Origin of the sequence: Pseudomonas xanthosomatis, from assembly GCF_019139835.1 — a bacterium.
In the GTDB taxonomy this organism is placed as follows: domain Bacteria; phylum Pseudomonadota; class Gammaproteobacteria; order Pseudomonadales; family Pseudomonadaceae; genus Aquipseudomonas; species Aquipseudomonas fakonensis.
On record NZ_CP077075.1, the window covers coordinates 3,755,357 to 3,773,538 of the forward strand.

16 protein-coding genes are annotated in these 18,182 nt (G+C 66.2%); 10 read left to right on the top strand and 6 right to left on the bottom strand.

Annotated features, from left to right (window positions below; genetic code table 11):
- Window position 1 precedes the first annotated feature (1 nt).
- The 3 genes from KSS93_RS16755 to KSS93_RS16765 form a co-directional block, all read right to left on the bottom strand.
- Window positions 2-178 carry a hypothetical protein gene (locus tag KSS93_RS16755; protein WP_217885105.1) on the bottom strand — a complete coding sequence of 59 codons (177 nt, stop codon included), beginning with the start codon at window positions 176-178 and terminating at the stop codon, window positions 2-4.
- 29 nt (window positions 179-207) lie between these two features.
- Window positions 208-354, bottom strand: a complete 147-nt coding sequence (locus KSS93_RS16760) for a hypothetical protein (RefSeq protein WP_217885106.1) — start codon at window positions 352-354, stop codon at window positions 208-210.
- 79 nt (window positions 355-433) lie between these two features.
- Window positions 434-1,402, bottom strand: a complete 969-nt coding sequence (locus tag KSS93_RS16765) for a GlxA family transcriptional regulator (protein WP_217885107.1) — start codon at window positions 1,400-1,402, stop codon at window positions 434-436.
- Between the two features lie 106 nt (window positions 1,403-1,508).
- Here KSS93_RS16765 and KSS93_RS16770 point away from each other — a divergent pair, with 106 nt between their 5' ends.
- The gene (locus KSS93_RS16770; protein ID WP_217885108.1) at window positions 1,509-2,303 is read left to right on the top strand and encodes an SDR family NAD(P)-dependent oxidoreductase; all 795 of its coding nucleotides are present in this window, start codon (window positions 1,509-1,511) and stop codon (window positions 2,301-2,303) included.
- A 140-nt stretch (window positions 2,304-2,443) separates the two neighbouring features.
- Here KSS93_RS16770 and KSS93_RS16775 read toward each other — a convergent pair whose 3' ends face one another.
- Entirely contained in the window at window positions 2,444-3,619 is a 1,176-nt protein-coding gene (locus KSS93_RS16775; protein ID WP_217885109.1) for an MFS transporter, read from the bottom strand.
- Window positions 3,620-3,794: 175 nt separating this feature from the next.
- Between KSS93_RS16775 and KSS93_RS16780 the strand changes: the two genes are divergently transcribed.
- A complete protein-coding gene (locus tag KSS93_RS16780; RefSeq protein ID WP_217885110.1) occupies window positions 3,795-4,727 on the top strand; it encodes an AraC family transcriptional regulator in 933 nt (310 codons plus the stop codon).
- A 199-nt stretch (window positions 4,728-4,926) separates the two neighbouring features.
- Window positions 4,927-6,996: a hybrid sensor histidine kinase/response regulator gene (locus KSS93_RS16785; RefSeq protein WP_217885111.1), complete on the top strand. Its 2,070-nt coding sequence runs from the start codon at window positions 4,927-4,929 to the stop codon at window positions 6,994-6,996.
- A gap of 151 nt (window positions 6,997-7,147) precedes the next feature.
- Here KSS93_RS16785 and KSS93_RS16790 read toward each other — a convergent pair whose 3' ends face one another.
- A complete protein-coding gene (locus KSS93_RS16790; protein WP_217885112.1) occupies window positions 7,148-9,256 on the bottom strand; it encodes a TonB-dependent receptor family protein in 2,109 nt (702 codons plus the stop codon).
- A gap of 254 nt (window positions 9,257-9,510) precedes the next feature.
- Between KSS93_RS16790 and KSS93_RS16795 the strand changes: the two genes are divergently transcribed.
- Genes KSS93_RS16795 through KSS93_RS16820 form a run of 6 tightly spaced genes read left to right on the top strand, consistent with a single transcriptional unit; the run spans window position 9,511 to window position 14,456 of the window.
- Window positions 9,511-9,933: a nuclear transport factor 2 family protein gene (locus KSS93_RS16795; protein WP_217885113.1), complete on the top strand. Its 423-nt coding sequence runs from the start codon at window positions 9,511-9,513 to the stop codon at window positions 9,931-9,933.
- Entirely contained in the window at window positions 9,930-10,685 is a 756-nt protein-coding gene (locus tag KSS93_RS16800) for an SDR family NAD(P)-dependent oxidoreductase (RefSeq protein WP_217885114.1), read from the top strand. Before KSS93_RS16795 ends, KSS93_RS16800 begins: the two co-directional genes overlap by 4 nt.
- A 4-nt stretch (window positions 10,686-10,689) precedes the next feature.
- A complete protein-coding gene (locus tag KSS93_RS16805; protein WP_217885115.1) occupies window positions 10,690-11,937 on the top strand; it encodes an NAD(P)/FAD-dependent oxidoreductase in 1,248 nt (415 codons plus the stop codon).
- On the top strand, window positions 11,934-12,743 hold the full coding sequence (locus tag KSS93_RS16810) for a DUF1365 domain-containing protein (protein ID WP_217885116.1): 810 nt from the start codon (window positions 11,934-11,936) through the stop codon (window positions 12,741-12,743). Before KSS93_RS16805 ends, KSS93_RS16810 begins: the two co-directional genes overlap by 4 nt.
- The gene (locus KSS93_RS16815; protein ID WP_217885117.1) at window positions 12,718-13,971 is read left to right on the top strand and encodes an SAM-dependent methyltransferase; all 1,254 of its coding nucleotides are present in this window, start codon (window positions 12,718-12,720) and stop codon (window positions 13,969-13,971) included. The genes KSS93_RS16810 and KSS93_RS16815 overlap by 26 nt, the downstream gene beginning before the upstream one ends.
- Entirely contained in the window at window positions 13,968-14,456 is a 489-nt protein-coding gene (locus KSS93_RS16820) for a DUF2878 domain-containing protein (RefSeq protein WP_225917201.1), read from the top strand. Before KSS93_RS16815 ends, KSS93_RS16820 begins: the two co-directional genes overlap by 4 nt.
- Before the next feature lie 150 nt (window positions 14,457-14,606).
- Here the strand turns inward: KSS93_RS16820 and KSS93_RS16825 are convergent, their stop codons facing one another.
- Window positions 14,607-15,215, bottom strand: coding sequence for a dTMP kinase (locus KSS93_RS16825; RefSeq protein WP_217885119.1), 609 nt, complete (start codon window positions 15,213-15,215; stop codon window positions 14,607-14,609).
- Between the two features lie 430 nt (window positions 15,216-15,645).
- On the opposite strand from KSS93_RS16825, the gene KSS93_RS16830 reads away from it, so the two are divergent.
- Window positions 15,646-18,180 carry an HWE histidine kinase domain-containing protein gene (locus KSS93_RS16830; RefSeq protein WP_217885120.1) on the top strand — a complete coding sequence of 845 codons (2,535 nt, stop codon included), beginning with the start codon at window positions 15,646-15,648 and terminating at the stop codon, window positions 18,178-18,180.
- Window positions 18,181-18,182 lie beyond the last annotated feature (2 nt).

An 18,182-nucleotide genomic window follows, 5' to 3' on the forward strand; every position in this document is an offset into this window, starting at 1 on the left:
GTCAGCGCCGCCCTGCCCGCACGCCGAGCACCAGCAGCACGACGCCCGGCAACAACAGGCCAGCAGCGGTGTAACCGAACGCGGCCTGGCCTGACGCCCCGACGGCTGCGAACGCGGCGCCCACGGCGATCAGCGCGGTGCCGACGATAGTGAAGGGTTGAGTTGCGATTTTACGCATGCTGATTGTCCTTTCCATCCATTGAGAATTCACCCACGCAACGCCCGGGCCGCCCAGAAGCATAACCAAGACATGAACAGCAAAAAACCCACGAACAGCAACGAGCAGGCCATGGATATCCAGTATTCAGCAATAACGCGGGGGATGGCACCGGCGTTGCCGGTGATCGCGGGCAAGCCCGCTCCTACAGGGTACGTGGCGCCCTTACGAATTCTGCTCTACGCGACAGCGCAGCCCGCAGGGCTGGGTGATCTCCTACAGTGCATCGGATACCGCCCCCGTTTCTACCCGCCGCGCATCCCGGCGCACGGCCTGGGGCGGTACGCCGAAGCCGCGCATGAACACCTCGCGCAGGTGCCGACGGTCCCTGAAACCGGTCTCCCGGGCCACCACGTCCAGGCTGTGCCGGGTCTGCTCGATCATCAAGCGCGCGGCCTCCAGGCGCAGGCTTTCCACGGCCTTGGCCGGTGATTGCCCGGTCTCGGCGGTGAACACCCGGGTGAACTGGCGCGGGCTCAGGTGCACCACGTCGGCCAACTCCTCCACACTCAGCGGCCGGCTGAGGTGTTTGCGGGCGTAATCCAGCGCGGTCTGCATGCGGTCGGACTTGGGCGACAACGCCAACAGCTCGGAATGCTGCGATTGCCCGCCGGAGCGGCGCTGGTGCATCACCAGCTTGTGCGCCACCGACCTGGCCACTTCAGTGCCCAGGTCCTTCTCCACCATGCCCAGCGCCATGTCCAGGGCGGCGGTCATGCCGGCGGAGGTCCAGATGGAGCCATCGACGATGAAAATCCGGTCTTCCTCCACCTGGATGCGCGGGTGCAGCTCACGCAGCTTGGGCGCATAAGCCCAATGCGTGGTGGCGCGGCGGCCGTCCAGCACGCCGGCCTGCGCCAGCACAAAACAGCCGGTGCACAGGCCGGCGGTACGCCGTGCGCCGTCGACGAAGCCGCGCACGCTGGCCAGCACGGCGTCGCCGGGCGGCGTCAGCGGGGTCAGGGTGCCGGTGACCATCCAGGTGTCGGCCAGGCCCGGGGCGCCCAGGGGCAGGGTGTCGATGTGCATGCCCAGCGACGAGCGCACGGTGCCGCCGTCGATGGAGAAGTTCTGAATGCAATAGACCGTGTCGCACGCCACCAGGTTGGCGAACTCGAACACGGTCTGGGTGGCCAGGGACATGACCTGGAAGCCTTCGGTAATCAGGTAGCCGACCCGGTGCATGGGGCGTTCCTCTGTGCTATGTCCTGAAAAGCTACCATATACGTCATTCAAGACACAAAGCGCATTGTGCATGATGGCTCCACACCCAACGCAACGGAGCATCACCATGACCCAGCCATTCAAAGGCACCGCGCTGATCACCGGCGCTTCTACCGGTATCGGTTCGATCTACGCAGAACGCCTGGCCCGCCGCGGCTACGACCTGGTGCTGGTGGCCCGCAACCGCGAGCGGCTCAACGCCCTGGCCGCCCGGCTTACCAGCGAAACCCGGCAGAACGTCGAGGTGCTGCCGGCAGACCTGGCCAATGCTGGCGACCTGGCCCAGGTCGAGCGCAAGTTGCGCGAAGACGCCAGCATCAGCCTGCTGGTGAACAACGCCGGCATTGGCACCCATACCGGGCTGCTGGACAGCGACGTGGATCGCATGGCCGAGATGATCAGCCTCAACGTCACCGCCCTCACCCGCCTCACCTACGCCGCCGTGCCAGGGTTCGTCGCCCGCCACAACGGCGCGGTGATCAACCTGTCGTCCATCGTCAGCCTGGCGCCAGAGCTGCTCAACGGCGTGTACGGCGGCAGCAAGGCGTATGTCACGGCGTTTACCCAGGCGCTGAACAAGGAGCTGGCGGGCAAGGGCGTGCAGGTGCAGGCAGTATTGCCAGGGGCTACGGCCACCGACTTCTGGCAAATCGGCGGCCTGCCGGTGGAGAACCTTGACCCCGGCATCGTGATGTCGGCCGAACACTTGGTGGACGGTGCGTTGCAGGACTTCGACAACGGCGTGCTGATTTCCCTGCCGTCGGTGCAAGACCTGCAAGCCTACGAGCACTACGAAACCAGCCGCCAGGCCCTGTTCGGCCAGCTGTCCAGCAACCGTCTTGCGCCGCGCTACAGCGCCTGAACGCCTGCACAGACCTCATCGCCGGCAAGCCGGCTCCTGCAGGTACAGCGCGGTCCTGAAGCTCATGCGGCCCCTGTAGGAGCGGGCTTGCCCGCGATCACCGGCAAAGCCGGTCTCATCCACCACTGCACTGCGCTCAACTACCCACGCGAAGCCCTGAGGCTCAACCCGGCCGCCACCAACAGCATCACCCCACTGGCAATGAAGGTCGCCTGGTACCCGACGTTGTCATACAGCACCCCACCCACCGTAGCCCCGGCGGTAATCGCCAACTGAATCACCGCCACCATCAGCCCGCCCCCGGCCTCGGCATCTTCGGGCAACACCCTGGCCAGCCAGGTGAACCACCCCACCGGCGCGCAGGTGGCAACCAGCCCCCAGGCCCCCAGCAACACCGCAGTCGGTGCCACCCAGCTGCCGGCCCACAGCACGGCAAAGGCAATACCGGCCATCAACAACGGAATCCCCAGCAGCACCCTGAACAGCTGCCGGCTTACCAGCCCGCCCACCAGCAAGGTGCCGAGCAACCCGGCAACGCCGATGATCAGCAGCAGCACCGACAGCGTCGGCACATCCACATGGGTCACGCTCTCCAAAAACGGCCGCAGGTAGGTGAACAGGGTGAACTGCCCCATGAACAGGCAGGCCACCGCCGCCATGCCCAATGCGACCTTGCCATCCTTCAACAGCCGCAGCGCCCCGGCAGAAGCCCCCGGGGTGCGCTCGCTCGGCATCGACGGCAGGGTGAGCGCCTGCCACAGCAGCGCCAGCACGGCCAGCGGCACCACGCAGAAGAACGCCCCGCGCCAACCGATCATGCCGCCCAGGTAGCTACCCAGCGGCGCGGCGATGGCGGTGGCCAGGGCGGTGCCACCCTGCATCACTGCAATGGCCCTGGGCACCATCGCTTCCGGGGCGATGCGCATCATCACCGCCGTGGACATCGACCAGTAGCCACCAATCGCCACGCCGAGTATCGCCCGGCCCACCATCAGCAACGGGTAGTTGGGCGCAAACGCCACCAACGCCCCCGACACCAGCATCAATGCGGTGGTGGCCAGCAGTACCGGCTTGCGGTCTATGCCCTGGGTCAGCGAGCCCACCAGCAGGCTGGTGATCACGGCAAAAAAGCCTGAAACCGAAATCGCCTGGCCCGCCTGCCCTTCGCTGAGCGAAAGGTCGGTGGCAATCGGTGTCAGCAGGCTGACCGGCAAAAATTCGGACGCCACCAGCGCAAAGGCGCAAAGCGACATCGCCAGCACGGCGCCCCAAAAAGGGCGGCTGCTGGCGTGGGCGTTTACAAGGGTGCTACTCATGAAGGTACTCGGCGGGCAAACACAAGGGATTGCCATCTTCCCAGCCAGGCCCGGCCGATCAGTAGAGCGATCACCCGGCTTTCTTGCCTATTCGTCCAACTGCCTGGGCAGCGCGCTGGACAGCCAAAAACGCCAGGGCATAGAGTGCCAGCAGCCCCCTCCGGACATTACCGCCATGAATGCACCTGCCGCCGCCCCTTCTGCTGCTGCCTCCCTGCAGTCGCTGGTCGAAGTCATCGCCTCCCAAACCCCGGGCCCCGGTGACTACCGCACGCCCATCGCCGACCTGGTGCTCTACCGGCGCGATGTACCCTGCCCGCCCGCCACCTGCATGGTGGAGCCCAGCGTGGTGCTGGTGGTGCAAGGGGCCAAGCAGATGGTCATCGGCGGCGACGCCTACCCCTACGACCCCCAGCGTTTTCTGGTGACCTCCCTGAGCCTGCCCGCACACTCCTCGGTAACCGCCGCAAGCACCGGCGCGCCCTGCCTGGGGCTGGTATTCAAGCTCGACCTGCGCACCTTGGCCGAGCTGATCGCCCAGGATGTGCGGCTACCGTCCACCGGCCAGCCCGTCGAGGGTAGCGCCGGCATCGGCACGGCAAGCCCCCGGCTGCTGGCCAGCTTCGCCCGGCTGGGCGAGTTGCTGCATGAGCCCGAGGCGATTCCCGTGCTCTGGCCCATGCTGCAACGGGAAATCCACTACCGCCTGCTGATGAGCGACCAGGCGCCGCTGTTGCGCCACATCGCCTCGGTGGGCAGCAAGGGCCACCGCATCGCCAAGGCCATCGACTGGATCAAGCTCAACTACGCCTCGCCGCTGCGGGTAGAGGACCTGGCGTCCCAGGTGCAGATGGGTATTTCGACCTTTCACCAGCACTTTCGCCAACTGACCGCCATGAGCCCGCTGCAGTACCAGAAGTGGATCAGGCTGAACGAAGCCAAGCGCATGATGCTCAACGACAACCTCGACGCAGCTACTGCCGGCTTCAAGGTGGGTTACGAAAGCCCTTCGCAGTTCAGCCGCGAGTACGGCCGGCAGTTTGGCCGGCCGCCCAAACGCGACATCGCCGACCTGCGCCGGGCCGTTAGCGACACAAGGCCCGCATGATTTTCACGCACACGCGGCCCGTTTAGGAGCCGGCTTGCCGGCGATGAGGCCGGCACAGCCAACCCAAGGCCGCAAAACCGTCACCCAGGCTGCAAGGTTTTGCCATGCACCTTGAAACGCACGCCCCTTACCGTGTATTCAAGCGCCTTGCCTGCGAACCGAATCAGGCACCCGGGCAACACACCAGCAGGAGTAACGGATGGACACCACCAACCCTGAGGCAACCGAGCACGCCAAGCCTGCGCAGCCCTTTGCGGCAGATGCCGCCGAGCGCCTGCAACTGGCCCTGGACGCCGGGGCCATCGTCGGAACCTGGGTCTGGGACATCCCCAACAACAGCGTCACCGCCGACGAGCGTTTCGCCCGCTCCTTCGGCTTGCCGCCGGCAAGGTGCCTCAGTGGCATCCCGATCGAGGAAGCCTTCACCTCCATTCACCCCGACGACCACGCCCGCCTGAACCAGCACATCGCCGATGCCATGGCCTGCGGGGGCAAGTTCCGCTGTGAATACCGGGTGCGCCAGCCCGACGGTTGCTTTCGCTGGATCGAAGCCAACGGCCGCGCCGAGCTGGATGCCAGCGGCGTGGCGGTGCGCTTCCCGGGCGTGCTGATGGACATCGAGTCGCGCAAGGTGGCTGAGGCCGAACGCGACCAGGTATCCGCTTTGCTGCGCTCGTTCACCGCCGCAGTGCCAGGCGTGGTCTACGCCAAGGACCGCGACGGCAGGTTGCTGATGGCCAACGACGGCGCCACCCGGTTGATCGGCAAGCCGCCTGAGTTCTACCTGGGCAAGACCGACCTGGAAATCCTCGAGGACAAGGCCCAGGCCCGCCAGGTAATGGCCACCGACCAGCGCATCATGCACGGCGGCAAGGCCGTACAGGTGGAGGAACAGGTGGACATGCCCGACGGCTCTGAAACCTACTGGCTGTCGGTCAAGGCGCCGATGTTCAGCGCAAGCGGCGAAGTCATCGGGCTGATCGGCTCGTCCATCGACGTCACCGCGCGCAAGACTGCAGAAGCTGCGCTGCTGCAACTCAACCAGCAACTGGAGGCCAGGGTCGCTGCAGCCATAGCCGAGAACGAAGCCGCGCAAGCTGCGCTGCGCCAGTCGCAGAAAATGGAAGCCGTCGGGCAACTGACCGGGGGCATCGCCCACGACTTCAACAATCTGCTGGCGGGGATCGTCGGCAGCCTCGACCTGATCAAGCTGCAGTTGAGCAAAGGCCGCACGGCGGACCTTGAGCGTTACCTGTCGGTGGCCTACGGCGCGGCGCAACGCGCGGCTGCCCTGACCCATCGGCTGCTGGCGTTTTCGCGCCGGCAAACCCTGGTGCCGGTGCTCACCAACGTCAACCAGCTGATCGGCGGCATGGAAGACCTGATCCGCCGTACCGTAGGGCCGTCGGTACAGCTGGGGGTGCGGTTGTCCGCAGCCCAGGCCACCTGCCTGGTCGACCCGGCCCAGGTCGAGAACGCGCTGCTCAACCTGTGCATCAACGCTCGCGATGCGCTGCCGGCGGGCGGCTCGATCACCGTCGAAACCTTCAACCAGGCGCTGCAGGCTGGCGAGCCGCAGGATGCGCAGCTCAAGCCCGGCGACTACCTGACCATTCGCGTGACCGACAACGGTATCGGCATGGATGAACCCACCCTGGCCAAAGCCTGCGAGCCGTTTTTCACCACCAAACCGGTCGGTGCCGGCAGCGGCCTGGGCCTGTCGATGGTGTATGGCTTTACCCGCCAGTCACAGGGGCAGCTCAAACTTCAGTCGCAACCGGGCGCAGGCACACAGGTGTGCCTGCAGTTGCCTTGTCATGCCGGCCAGGCCCTGGCGCCAGCGGCAGTGGCAACCACCAGCCAGGCGCCCACCGCCAAACCGGGCGCGACCGTGCTGGTGGTCGATGACGAACCTTCGGTGCGCATGTTCGTCAGCGAAGTGCTCGGCGGCCTCGGTTACGTCGTGGTCGAGGCTGCCGACTCCCAGGCCGGGCTGCAGCTGCTGGCCTCCGACACCCGTATCGACCTGCTGGTAACCGACATCGGCCTGCCCGGCGGCACCGACGGGCGACGCATGGCTGAGGCGGCACGCAGCCGCAGGCCCGGGTTGCCAGTGTTGTTGATGACCGGCTACGTGGAGCCCAAGGCGCTGGAGGATTACCCACTGGAGCCAGGCATGGCGCTTGTCACCAAGCCGTTCAGCCTTGAAACCCTCAGCCTGCAACTGAGCATGCTGGCGCGTGAGGCGCCGCAAAGCGCTAGCCAATAGTTGCTGCCATCGCGTTGTCAGCGGGTGATTGTGCGTTGCCTGTCAGGGCCTCATCGCCGGCAAGCCGTGTGAAGCTTACGTAGCCCCTGTAGGAGCGGGCTTGCCCGCGATACCGGCGCAGCCGGTGCCATCCACGGCGGTGGCACGTTACTCAGAACCGGTACTCGACCCCCGCCCCGGCGTACCACGACCGCCCAGGCGCCGCTTCGTAATACCGGCCATTGCTATCCCCCACAATCACCGACCCCACGTACTGCTTATCCAGCAGGTTGTCCACCCGCACCATCTCATAAAGCGTGAAGCGCTCAAGCTTCTGCTCCATCCGCGCCCGCCAGTTGAACACCGTGTACGCCGGCGCAGCCTTCTGGTCGTTGCTGTCCTCCACATACACCTGGCTGCGGTACTGCCCCTCCAGCGCGGTGCTAAGCCCGGCCACCGGCCGCCACACCAGCTCGCCGAACAGGCTGTCGCGGGGCACGCCTGGCAGGCGGTTGCCCTTCTCGATCGTGGCATTCACATCATCCTGGTACGTCGCATCCAGGTGGGTGTAGGCCAGGTTCAACTGCCACTGCTCGGCCAACGGCGCCTGCAACCCGACCTCCAGGCCTCGGCGCAGCGTCTTGCCGCCGTTGTCGTAGCTGGTACGGCCCGCGTTGGACCCAGCCACCACAATCTCGTCCTCGGTGTGGATCTCGAACAGCGCCACGTTCAAGCGGGCCTGCTCGGCCAGGCGCATTTTCAAACCCACTTCGTACTGCGTGCTGGTGGCAGGCTTGAGGCCGAAGTTGAAGGCCTCGCTGGCCCCCGGGGCGTAGGCCATTTCGGCCTGGGTCGGGGTTTCGAAGGCCTTGCCGACGCTGACGTAGCCATTCAGGTCGGGCGTAAAGGCATACATGACCGACGCCGTCGGCGTGGTGCGCTGGTAGGTTTTCGAGCCGCTGGAATCGCCATTGGACAGGTAGTGGTCATCCACCTCCATTTCCATGCTGCTGTGCCGTACCCCGGCCTCGAAGGTCCAGCGCTCCAGCTCCCAATGGGCTTGCACGTAAGGGTCCAGGCTGGTGGCGGTGTCGACTTCGTCGCGGCGCAGTTCGCCTTTCACGCCCAGCACGTTGCCGCTGTAGTTCTGGTAGCCGCGGCGGTCGTCACGGCTCTGGTCGTAATCGACGCCGTAGGTCAGCGTCAGCAAGCCCGGCGCTGCGGTGATGGGCTGCACCCAACGCACAGTGCCACCGTGGAACTGGCGGTCGAAGTCGACCACGCCGCCACCGCGGTTGTTGGCCGGCGTGCCCTTGGGGATGGACAGGTACTGAATAACACTGCGCTGCCCGGCATACAGGTTGAACTGCAGCGTGGCCTCGCCGAAGTTGCGCTCGTAGTTCATGCCGACCTGCTGGTGGTGGATGCTCTTGCGCGTGTTGTACTCCTCGGCGCGGCTGCTCACCGAGCGCGGGTCGGCCCTGTAGGCGCTCCAGGTCTGGCCCAGCGGGTCCTGGGTGCCGTTCTGCTCCAGGGTGCTGAAGGTCAGCGCCAGCCGGCTGTCGTCGTCGGGGCGTACATGCACCTTGGCGAAGGTCTGGTCACGGCGCGCGGCGCTGTGGTCGCGGTAGCCGTCGGTGTCCATGCGCGAGGCGTCCAGCACAAAGCCTGCCTGGTCGTTACCGCCCTGGCCGTAAAGGTGGTTTTTGACGAAGCCGTCGCTGCCGAGCAAAGCGCCGGCGCCCACGGTGGCGGGCCCGCTGCCGTCCTTGGTGAACATCTGGACCACGCCGCCGGCATTGCTGCCGTAAATGGCCGAGGCCGGGCCGCGCAGCACTTCGATGCGCTCGGCCACATCCAGGTTAAGCGAGGCGGCCTGGCCCTGGCCGTCCGGGGTGCTGGCCGGAATGCCGTCGCTGAGCAGCTTGATGCCACGGATACCGAACGCCGAGCGGGCGCCGTAACCACGGGTGGATACCTGCAGGTCCTGGGCGTAGTTCTGGCGGTTTTGCACCACCACTCCGGGCACCCGCGCCAGCGCTTCAGACAGGTTGACCCCAGCCTGGCCGTCGGTGATCTGCTCGTGGCTCACCACATCCAGCGAGGCCGGGGTGTCGAAGGTCGAGGTGGGCACGTAGGTGCCGGTGACGGCCACCGGGTCAAGGGTGTAGCTCTGCTGCTCGGCGAAGGCCGGCGCGCTGGTGGCAAGGCAAACAAAATAAAAAGACACGCGGGTACCGCAAGTGAGGTAGCGGTAACGGGTCCTGGGTTGAATCGGCATTGAAAAAATCTGCATTTACACGGTTGAAAGGCCCGTACAACACGACGGGCCGTGCAGTTTACTGCGCAGCGCCCGGGAGTGCGCGGGCAATTATGGCACCGGCTGCGCCGGTGTTCGCGGCTACAGCCGCTGCCGCACGCCGTTATTGCGAAATAAATTTGTACAACCTCGTTGACTTGTACAGATTCGCACATAGGCTTCAAGGTATACCTGTACAACAAGCCAAGTTTGTACAAGATGACCTGGAGCCGCCCATGTCTGTCTACCTGCAGCAATTCGCCGAGCGTTTCGCCCAGCTGAACGCGGGCAACCTCGACACGCTGGCCAGCCTGTACAGCGAAGACATCGACTTTCGCGATCCGCTGCACCACATCCACGGCCTTGCCGCCCTGCAGGCCTACTTCGCCCAGCTGTACGCCAACGCGCACAACATCCGCTACAGCTTCAGCGGCGCCGATGAAGTGGCCCCAGGCCAAGGCTACCTGCGCTGGACCTTGCACTTTTGTCACCCGCGCCTGGCCGGCGGCCAGCCGATCGAGGTGCAGGGTTGCAGCCACCTGCAATGGCGCCAGCGGGTGTACGCCCACCGTGACTATTTCGACGCCGGCGCCCTGCTGTACGAGCATATCCCGCTGATGGGCAGCGCCATCCGCTGGCTCAAGGGCCGGCTGGCATGAGCCGCTGCTGGCTGACCGGCGCCAGCAGCGGCATTGGCGCGGCGCTGGCGCACTGCCTGCTGGAACAGGGCCACCAGGTGGCCGTGGGCGGGCGCCACGCCGAGCGGCTGACGCCTCTGGCCGAGCGCTACCCCGGGCAGGTGCTGCTGGCGGTCGGCGACCTCGACCAGCCGCAGCAGGTTGCCGACATCGTCGGCCACATCAAGCAGGCTTGGGGTGCGCTGGACTACGTGATCCTCAATGCCGGCACCTGCGAGTACCTGGAGCCCGGGCATTTCGACCCGGCGCTAATCGAGCGGGTGCTGCGCACCAACGTGATTGCCCTGAGCCATTGCCTGGCAGCCGCCCTGCCCTTGCTGCGCGCCGGTCGCCAGCCGCACCTGGTGGTGATGGGCAGCTCGGTGAGCTGGCTGGCCCTGCCCCGGGCCGGCGCCTATGGCGCATCCAAGGCGGCGGTGCGCTACCTGGTGGAGTCGCTGCGCATCGACCTGGCCCACGAAGGCATCGATGTCACCCTGGTCAGCCCGGGCTTTGTCGACACACCGCTCACCCGGCGCAACGACTTCCCCATGCCGCAACTGTGGTCGGCGCAGCGCGCCGCTGAACATATCGCCCGGCGCCTGCCCCGCCGCCCGCTGGAAATCACCTTCCCCGGCCTCTTCACCTTTGTGCTGCGCCTGCTCGGGGCCATGCCTGCGCGTCTACGCTTGGCATTGGGCAAACGGATGGCACGCCAGAACAAGGACGGGTAAGCCAATGCATATCGCCATCATCGGCAGCGGCATCGCCGGCCTGACCTGCGCCTACCTGCTGTCACGCCAGCACCTGGTGACGCTGTTCGAAGCCGAACCGTGGATTGGCGGGCACACCCATACCGTAGATGTCGAGTGGCACGGCGAGCGCTATGCCATCGACACCGGGTTCATCGTGTTCAACGACTGGACCTACCCCAACTTCATCCGCCTGCTCGAGCTGCTGGGGGTGGCCACCCAGCCAACCGAGATGAGTTTTTCCGTGCATGCCCCGGCCTGCGGCCTGGAATACAACGGCCATGACCTGAACACACTCTTTGCCCAGCGCCGCAACCTGCTATCGCCAGGGTTCTGGGGGATGTTGCGCGATATCCTGCGGTTCAACCGCCAGGCGGTGGCCGACCTGGACGCCGGGCGCATCGGCGCCAGTACCAGCCTGGGTAGCTACCTGACCGACAACGGCTACGGCCAGCGCTGCATCGAGCACTACATCGTGCCGATGGGGGCGGCAATCTGGTCGATGTCCCGCGCCGACATGCTGGCGTTCCCGCTGCACTTTTTCGTCACGTTCTGCCGCAACCACGGGCTGTTTTCGGTAAACCAGCGCCCGCAATGGCGGGTGATCCAGGGCGGTTCGCGCAGCTATGTGGCGCCGCTGTGCCGGCCATTCGAAGCTGGCATCCGCCTTGGTTGCAAGGTGCAGCGAGTCAGCCGCGACGAGGCCGGCGTCACCCTGCTCAGCAGCGCCGGCAGCGAGCGCTTCGACAAGGTGGTGCTGGCCTGCCACAGCGACCAGGCCCTGGCCCTGCTGGAGGCCCCCAGCCCCATGGAATACGCGGTACTGGGGGCGATTCACTACGCAGCCAACGACGTGGTACTGCACACCGACACCCGCCTGCTGCCACGCACAAGGCGTGCCTGGGCCAGCTGGAACTACCGCCTGGGTGACGCCGAGCAAGCCCCCGCCGCAGTGACCTACAACATGAACCTCCTCCAAGGCCTGCAAGCGCCAGCCACCTTCTGCGTCAGCCTGAACCAGACCGCGCAGGTAGACCCGGCGCAGATCCTCGCCCGCTACAGCTACGCCCACCCGCAGTACAGCCAGGGCGCGCTTGCCGCACAGGCCCGGCAAGAGCAATTGCAAGGTCAGCGGCACAGCTACTTCTGCGGCGCCTACTGGGGCAACGGCTTCCACGAAGACGGGGTGAACAGCGCCCTGGCCGTGGCCCGGCATTTTGGCGAGCAACTGTGAACAGCGCCCTGTGCCTGGGCTGGGTCAGCCACCGGCGCCAAGTGCCGCGGGCCCATGCCTTCCGTTACCGGGTCGGCATGTTCTACCTGGACCTCGACGAACAGGCCGCCTGGCTGGGGCTGTCGCGCTGGCTCGGGCGTTGGCGCATGGCGCCGCTGTGCTGGCGTGAAACCGACTACCTGCCGGCCCTGACCGGCCAAGGCATGCCGCTGGCTGAAGCCGCACGTACCCTGGTAGGCCAGGCCTGCGGCCACACGCCCACCGGCCCCGTGCACCTGCTGACGCAACTGCGCTGCTGGGGCCTGTCGTTCAACCCGGTGAGTTTCTACTTTTGCCATGACGCAGGCGGGCAACTGGCGGCGATTCTGCTGGAGGTGCGCAACACGCCGTGGCGCGAGCGCTTTCACTACGTGCTGCCGGTGCAGCAAAACCAGGCGGCGGCCTTCACGGTGGCCAAGGCATTTCACGTATCACCGTTCATGCCGCTGAACATGCACTACCACCTGCGCTTGAAGCTCGATGCCGCGCGGCTGCGCATCCACATGCACAACTGGCAAGGCGCCGAGCAGGTGTTTGCCGCTGCCCTTGCCCTGCAGCGCCAGCCATTGGACCGCAAGGCGCTGCACCGCTACATCCTGGCTTTCCCGTGGATGAGCCTGCGCACCGTTACGGCCATCTACTGGCAGGCCTTGCGCCTGCTGCTCAAACGTACCCCCGTCCATGACCATGCCAAGGCCCGGGGCAACCTGGCGCTCGGCCAACCCAGCGAGGACTCCGACCATGCCCAACAGCACCCTGAGCGTTAGCAAGCCCGCGGGCCTGACGCTTTGGCTAGGCAATCTGGCCCGCAATGCCGTGCTCGCCCAGTTGGGCAAGCTGCGCCATGGCCACCTGCGCCTGCTCAGCCACGGCCGGCAGTGGAGCTTCGGCGATGCAAACAGCCCGTTGCAGGCGGAGGTGGAGGTGCTCGACGACGCGGCCTGGGGCCTGCTGGCCGGCAATGGCTCGATCGGTGCCGGCGAGGGGTATATCCATGGTTACTGGCGCAGCCCGGACCTGGCCCGGGTAACCCGCCTGTTCGTCGCCAACCTTACGGTGCTCGACGCCCTCGAAGGCGGCCTGGCACGCCTGGGGCGCCCGGCCCTGCGCCTGCTGCACCGGCTCAACCGCAACAGCCGGCGCGGCGCCCGGCGCAACATTCTGGCCCACTACGACCTGGGCAATGCGCTGTTCGAGCAGTTGCTCGACCCAAGCATGATGTACTCTGCGGCGCGCTTCGAGTACCCGGGCCAACCGTTGGAGCAGGCGCAGTTGCACAAGCTCGAATGCATCTGCCAAAAGCTTGAGCTAAGCCCAGCCGACCACCTGCTGGAAATCGGCAGCGGCTGGGGCAGCCTGGCCATCCATGCTGCCACCCGTTACGGCTGCAAGGTCACCACCACCACGCTTTCGCAGGCGCAATACACCTACACCTTGCAGCGCGTGCAGGCCCTGGGTCTGGAGCAGCAGGTGACCGTGCGCTGCGATGACTACCGCGACCTCACCGGCCGCTACGACAAGCTGGTGTCCATCGAAATGATCGAGGCCGTGGGCCACCGCTACCTGCCGGCCTACTTTCGCCAGTGCGCAGCATTGCTCAAACCCGACGGGCTGATGCTGCTGCAGGCGATCACCATCCGCGACCAGCGCTACCAGCAGGCGCGCCGCTCGGTGGACTTCATTCAGCGCTATATCTTCCCCGGCGGCGCGCTGCCGTCGCTGAGCGTGATGCTGCACACCGCCAGCCGCCAATCGGCGCTCAACCTGGTGCACCTGGAAGACTTCGGCGCCGACTACGCGCGCACCCTGCAGCACTGGTGCGACAACCTGCGCCAGGCGCGGGGCACGCTGACCGGCATGGGCTACGACGAGACCTTCCAGCGCTTGTGGGAGTTTTACCTGTGCTATTGCCAAGGCGGTTTCGAGGAGCGCGCCATCGGCGTGGCCCAATTGCTGTGGGCGGGGCCCGCTGCACGGCGCGCGCCGTTGCCGTGACCGGCCAGGCTCGCTGGCGCCTGGCCAATGCCCTGTGGCTGCAGGCCGGCTGGTGGTTGTGCGTGCTGGGAGCGCAACGGCCCTGGTTGTTGCTACCGGTTTTGTTGGGGCTGGCATTGCACCTGCGCCTGAGCCCCGCCGGTGAAGCCAAGGCGTTGTGCCGGGTGGCGCTGTTTGGCTGGCTGCTGGACAGCCTGCTGGGGGCGCTGGGGGTGTTCGCTTTTGACGCCTGGCCATTGCCGCTTTGGCTGGCATTGTTATGGCTGGTGCTGGCCAGCGGCATGCGCCACTGCCTGGCCTGGGCCGGGCGGCCGTTGTGGCTTGGGGCGCTGGCCGGCGCCGTGGGCGGGCCGCCGGCGTACCTGGGGGGTGCGAGGCTGGCCGATGTTGCGTTGCCCCTGGGGGCGCTGGCGACTGCACTGCTGTTGGCTGGTTTGTGGGCGTTGGTATTGCCCCTGCTGGTGCGCATTGCTGCCGGGCGCTGAGGGGTTGTGCCACCTGTGCCGGCCCTTACAGATACCGCACAAGCCTGGAGATCATGCGATCCCTGTGGGAGCGGGCTTGCCCGCGATCACCGGCATGGCCGGTGCCATGCACCGCGTCGTATGCATCGGGGGCAAGCCTGCTCCCACGTTCTACAACAGCTTCAAAATCTCCCCCACCACCTGCTGCGTCGCCGCTTCGACCGTGCCTTCATTGCGGCACAACAGCCAGCCTTGCTCCAGCGCCGCCCGCTCGAACGCCTCGCTACTCGCCACCTGCTCCTGCAGCGTGAACATTACCGTACTGCCCAACCCACGGGTGCGGGCCGCAGCCCTGGCCCAGGAGGTTTGCGGTGCGGTGACCACACCCACCATCAGGTCCGGCACCTGTACCTTGCGTTCGAGGTTCAGTTGCAGGATGTCGGCAAAGGGTACAAGGCGGCGGAACGCGGCGTCGGAGGGGTACCAGCGGTCGATCAGGACAAGGCTGCCGGCAGGCTGGTTGGGCAGCACGTGCTGCGAAATCCAGGCACGGCTGTCGGCCAGGCGCTCGCACACCTGCAGCTCCAACTGCGCACAGGGGTTACGCGCCAGCTGGTTGACCAGGGCCATGGTTTCGGCGCGGTACGGGTCGTTGTTGCGCTCACTCAGGCGGATGACCTTGTGGCCTTTTGCGCGCAGGGCCTGGGTGACGGTTTCGAGCAAAGTGGTCTTGCCGGTGCCCTTGGGGCCGTCGAGGGAGATGAACAGCGGGCGGGACATGGTTCAGGGCTGCCGGGGGGTAGTGCACGAGGAGGCTCATGATGCCCTGAAAGGGCCTTGGCGTGTTGTTTTTGCCTGCGGAGTACACTTGTACTCTTCAGGCGATTGGCAGACCGGCGAGCAACTGCCTTGTGCTGCCTGAACCGGCCCCATCGCCGGCGAGCCGGCTTCTAACACGTACAGCGCATGATTCTGGCCTCGCGCAATCTTGTGGGAAGCGGCCTTGTGTCGCGACTGGGCTGCAGAGCAGCCCCGGCATTTTTGAAAGGAAGAGATCCCGGGGCCGCTACGCGACCCAGTCGCGACACAAGGCCGCCTCCTACAGGGAACGAAGATGCCTCGCACAAATCTGGCCCGCACATTCCCACGTTTGCCCAACCAATGCTGTACTGTACCTGAGCCATCACCACGCCCCCTCCAGCAGGCCCCCATGACCCACACCCCCCAAGTCAACCTGACCAACTGCGACCGCGAAGCGATCCAGATTCCGGGCAGTATCCAACCCCATGGCTGCCTGTTGGCCTGCGATGCGTCGGCCGTCACGGTGTTGCGCCATTCGGCGAACCTGGCCGAGATGCTCGGGGTGCAGGGCGAGATCAACGGCCAGAAGCTGCACGCCCTGCTCGGCGCCGAGGTGGCCCATACCCTGCGCAATGCCCTGGCGCGTACCCGCGAAGCGGCGCGGCCGGCCCTGACCTATGGCGTGCACTTGCCCAGCGGCCGCGCCTTCGACATCAGCGCCCATCTGTTCAAGGGCACTGCCATCCTGGAGTTCGAACCGGCCGGCGCCAGCATCGCCGAGCCCATCGAGCTGGCCCGCACGCTGATCGCCCAACTGCGCGAAGTCGACCAGACCACCAGGCTGTTTCGCGATGCCGCACGTTTTGTGCGGGCGGTGCTGGGCTACGACCGGGTGATGATCTACCAGCTGGGTGCGGACGGCGCCGGCAAGGTGGTGGCCGAGGCCAAGCGCGGCGACCTGGAAAGCTTCCTAGGCCAGTACTTCCCGGCCTCGGACATCCCCCAGCAGGCCCGCGCCCTTTACCTGCGCAACCCGATCCGGGTGATCTGCGACGCGAAGTTCAAGAGCGTGCCGATCGAGCCTGTGCGCGACCCCTCCGGTGAACCGCTGGACCTCTCCTACGCCCACCTGCGCAGCGTCTCGCCGATTCACTGCGAATACCTCACCAACATGGGCGTGGGCGCCTCGATGTCGATTTCGGTAATCGTCAACGGCGAGCTGTGGGGGCTGATTGCCTGCCACCATTACGCGCCGCGCACCCTGGCCATGGGCCAACGGGTGGCGGCAGAAATGTTCGGCGAGTTCTTCTCGCTGCATATCCAGACCCTGCGCACCCGGCAAAGCCTCGAAGCCGCAGTGAAGGTGCACAAGGCTCTGGACACCCTGCTGCGCGACGCCAACCACGCACAGGATATCGAGGCATTCTTCCATTCGCGCCTGGCGCAGTTCCAGTCGCTGATCCCCTGCGACGGCATCGGCATGTCGCTGCAGGGGCGCTGGTCGTCGGCCGGGCTCACCCCGCCCAAGGCGGCCATGCCCGACCTGCTGGGCTTGGCTGAAAGGGTCTGCGAAGGCCGCACTTGGGCCTCCAACCGGCTGTCAATGGCCCACCCGGCAGCCCAGGAGTATTTCGCCGAGGTGTCCGGGGTGCTGGTCATCCCCATGTCGCAGCAGCCCCGCGACTACCTGATGCTGTTTCGCAAGGAGGTGGTCGAAACCTTGGACTGGGCCGGCGACCCGAACAAGACCTACGGCAGCGGCGCGCTGGGCGACCGCCTGACGCCGCGCAAGAGCTTCGCCATCTGGAAGGAAACCGTGCACCAGCAGTCGCTGCCCTGGTGCGAGCAGGACCGCCAGTTCGGCGAGGCCATCCGCAGCGCCATCGTCGAGGTGGCGCTGCACAACAGCGAGCTGCTGGCCAACGAGCGTTCCAAGGCCGAGGTGCGCCAGCGCATCCTCAACGAAGAGCTCAACCACCGGGTAAAGAACATCCTGTCGCTGATCGGCGCCCTGGTGGCCCACCCCACCACGGAAAACCAGACCCTCAAGGGCTACGTGGCCACGCTCAAGGGCCGCATCCACGCACTGTCCCTGGCCCACGACCAAGTGGTGCGCGGCGACGGCGGCGGGCGCCTGGCCGTGTTGCTGGAGGCCGAACTTTCGCCCTACCGTACCTCGGCCGAGGCCATCGAGCTGTGCGGGCCCAACGTGATCCTCGACGCCCGTGCGTTTTCGGTGATGGCCCTGGTACTGCATGAGCTTGCGACCAACGCGGCCAAGTACGGCGCACTGTCCCAGGCCGGCGGCAAGTTGAGCGTGAGCTGGGCGCTGGATGCCGGCAATGCCTGCGACATCACCTGGCGCGAGAGCGGCGGCCCGACGGTGCGCGCGCCGCGTCGCAGCGGCTTTGGCACCGTGCTGATCGACCGCAGCATCCCGTTCGATCTGGGTGGCACCAGCAGCGTGCAGTATTTGCCCGAAGGGCTGCAGGGTTTCTTCAGGATCCCGGCGCGGCACCTGACGGTGATCGAGGCCACCGAAGCCGCCCGCCCGGCCGCAGCGCTGGTGCCTGCCGCCAATGCCTTCGCCGCGCACAGCGACACCTGCGTGCTGATTCTCGAAGACCAGCTGGTGATCGCCGTGGGCCTGGAGCAGATTCTCAACGATGCGCAAATCAAGGACGTGATCACCGCCAGTTCCGAGGACGAGGCGCTACGCCTGCTGGGCAGCCGCACGCCGCATGCCGCAATCCTGGACATCAACCTGGGCACCGGCACCTCGATCTGCGTGGCCGATGAACTGGTGCGCCGGGGCATCCCGTTCGTGTTCGCCACCGGGTATGGCGACAGCCTGAGCATTCCAGGGCATTTGCAGCAGGTGCCGGTGATTCGCAAGCCGTACGATGCCGGCGCCATTCTGCAGAGTTTGCAGGGGGTACTGTAAAC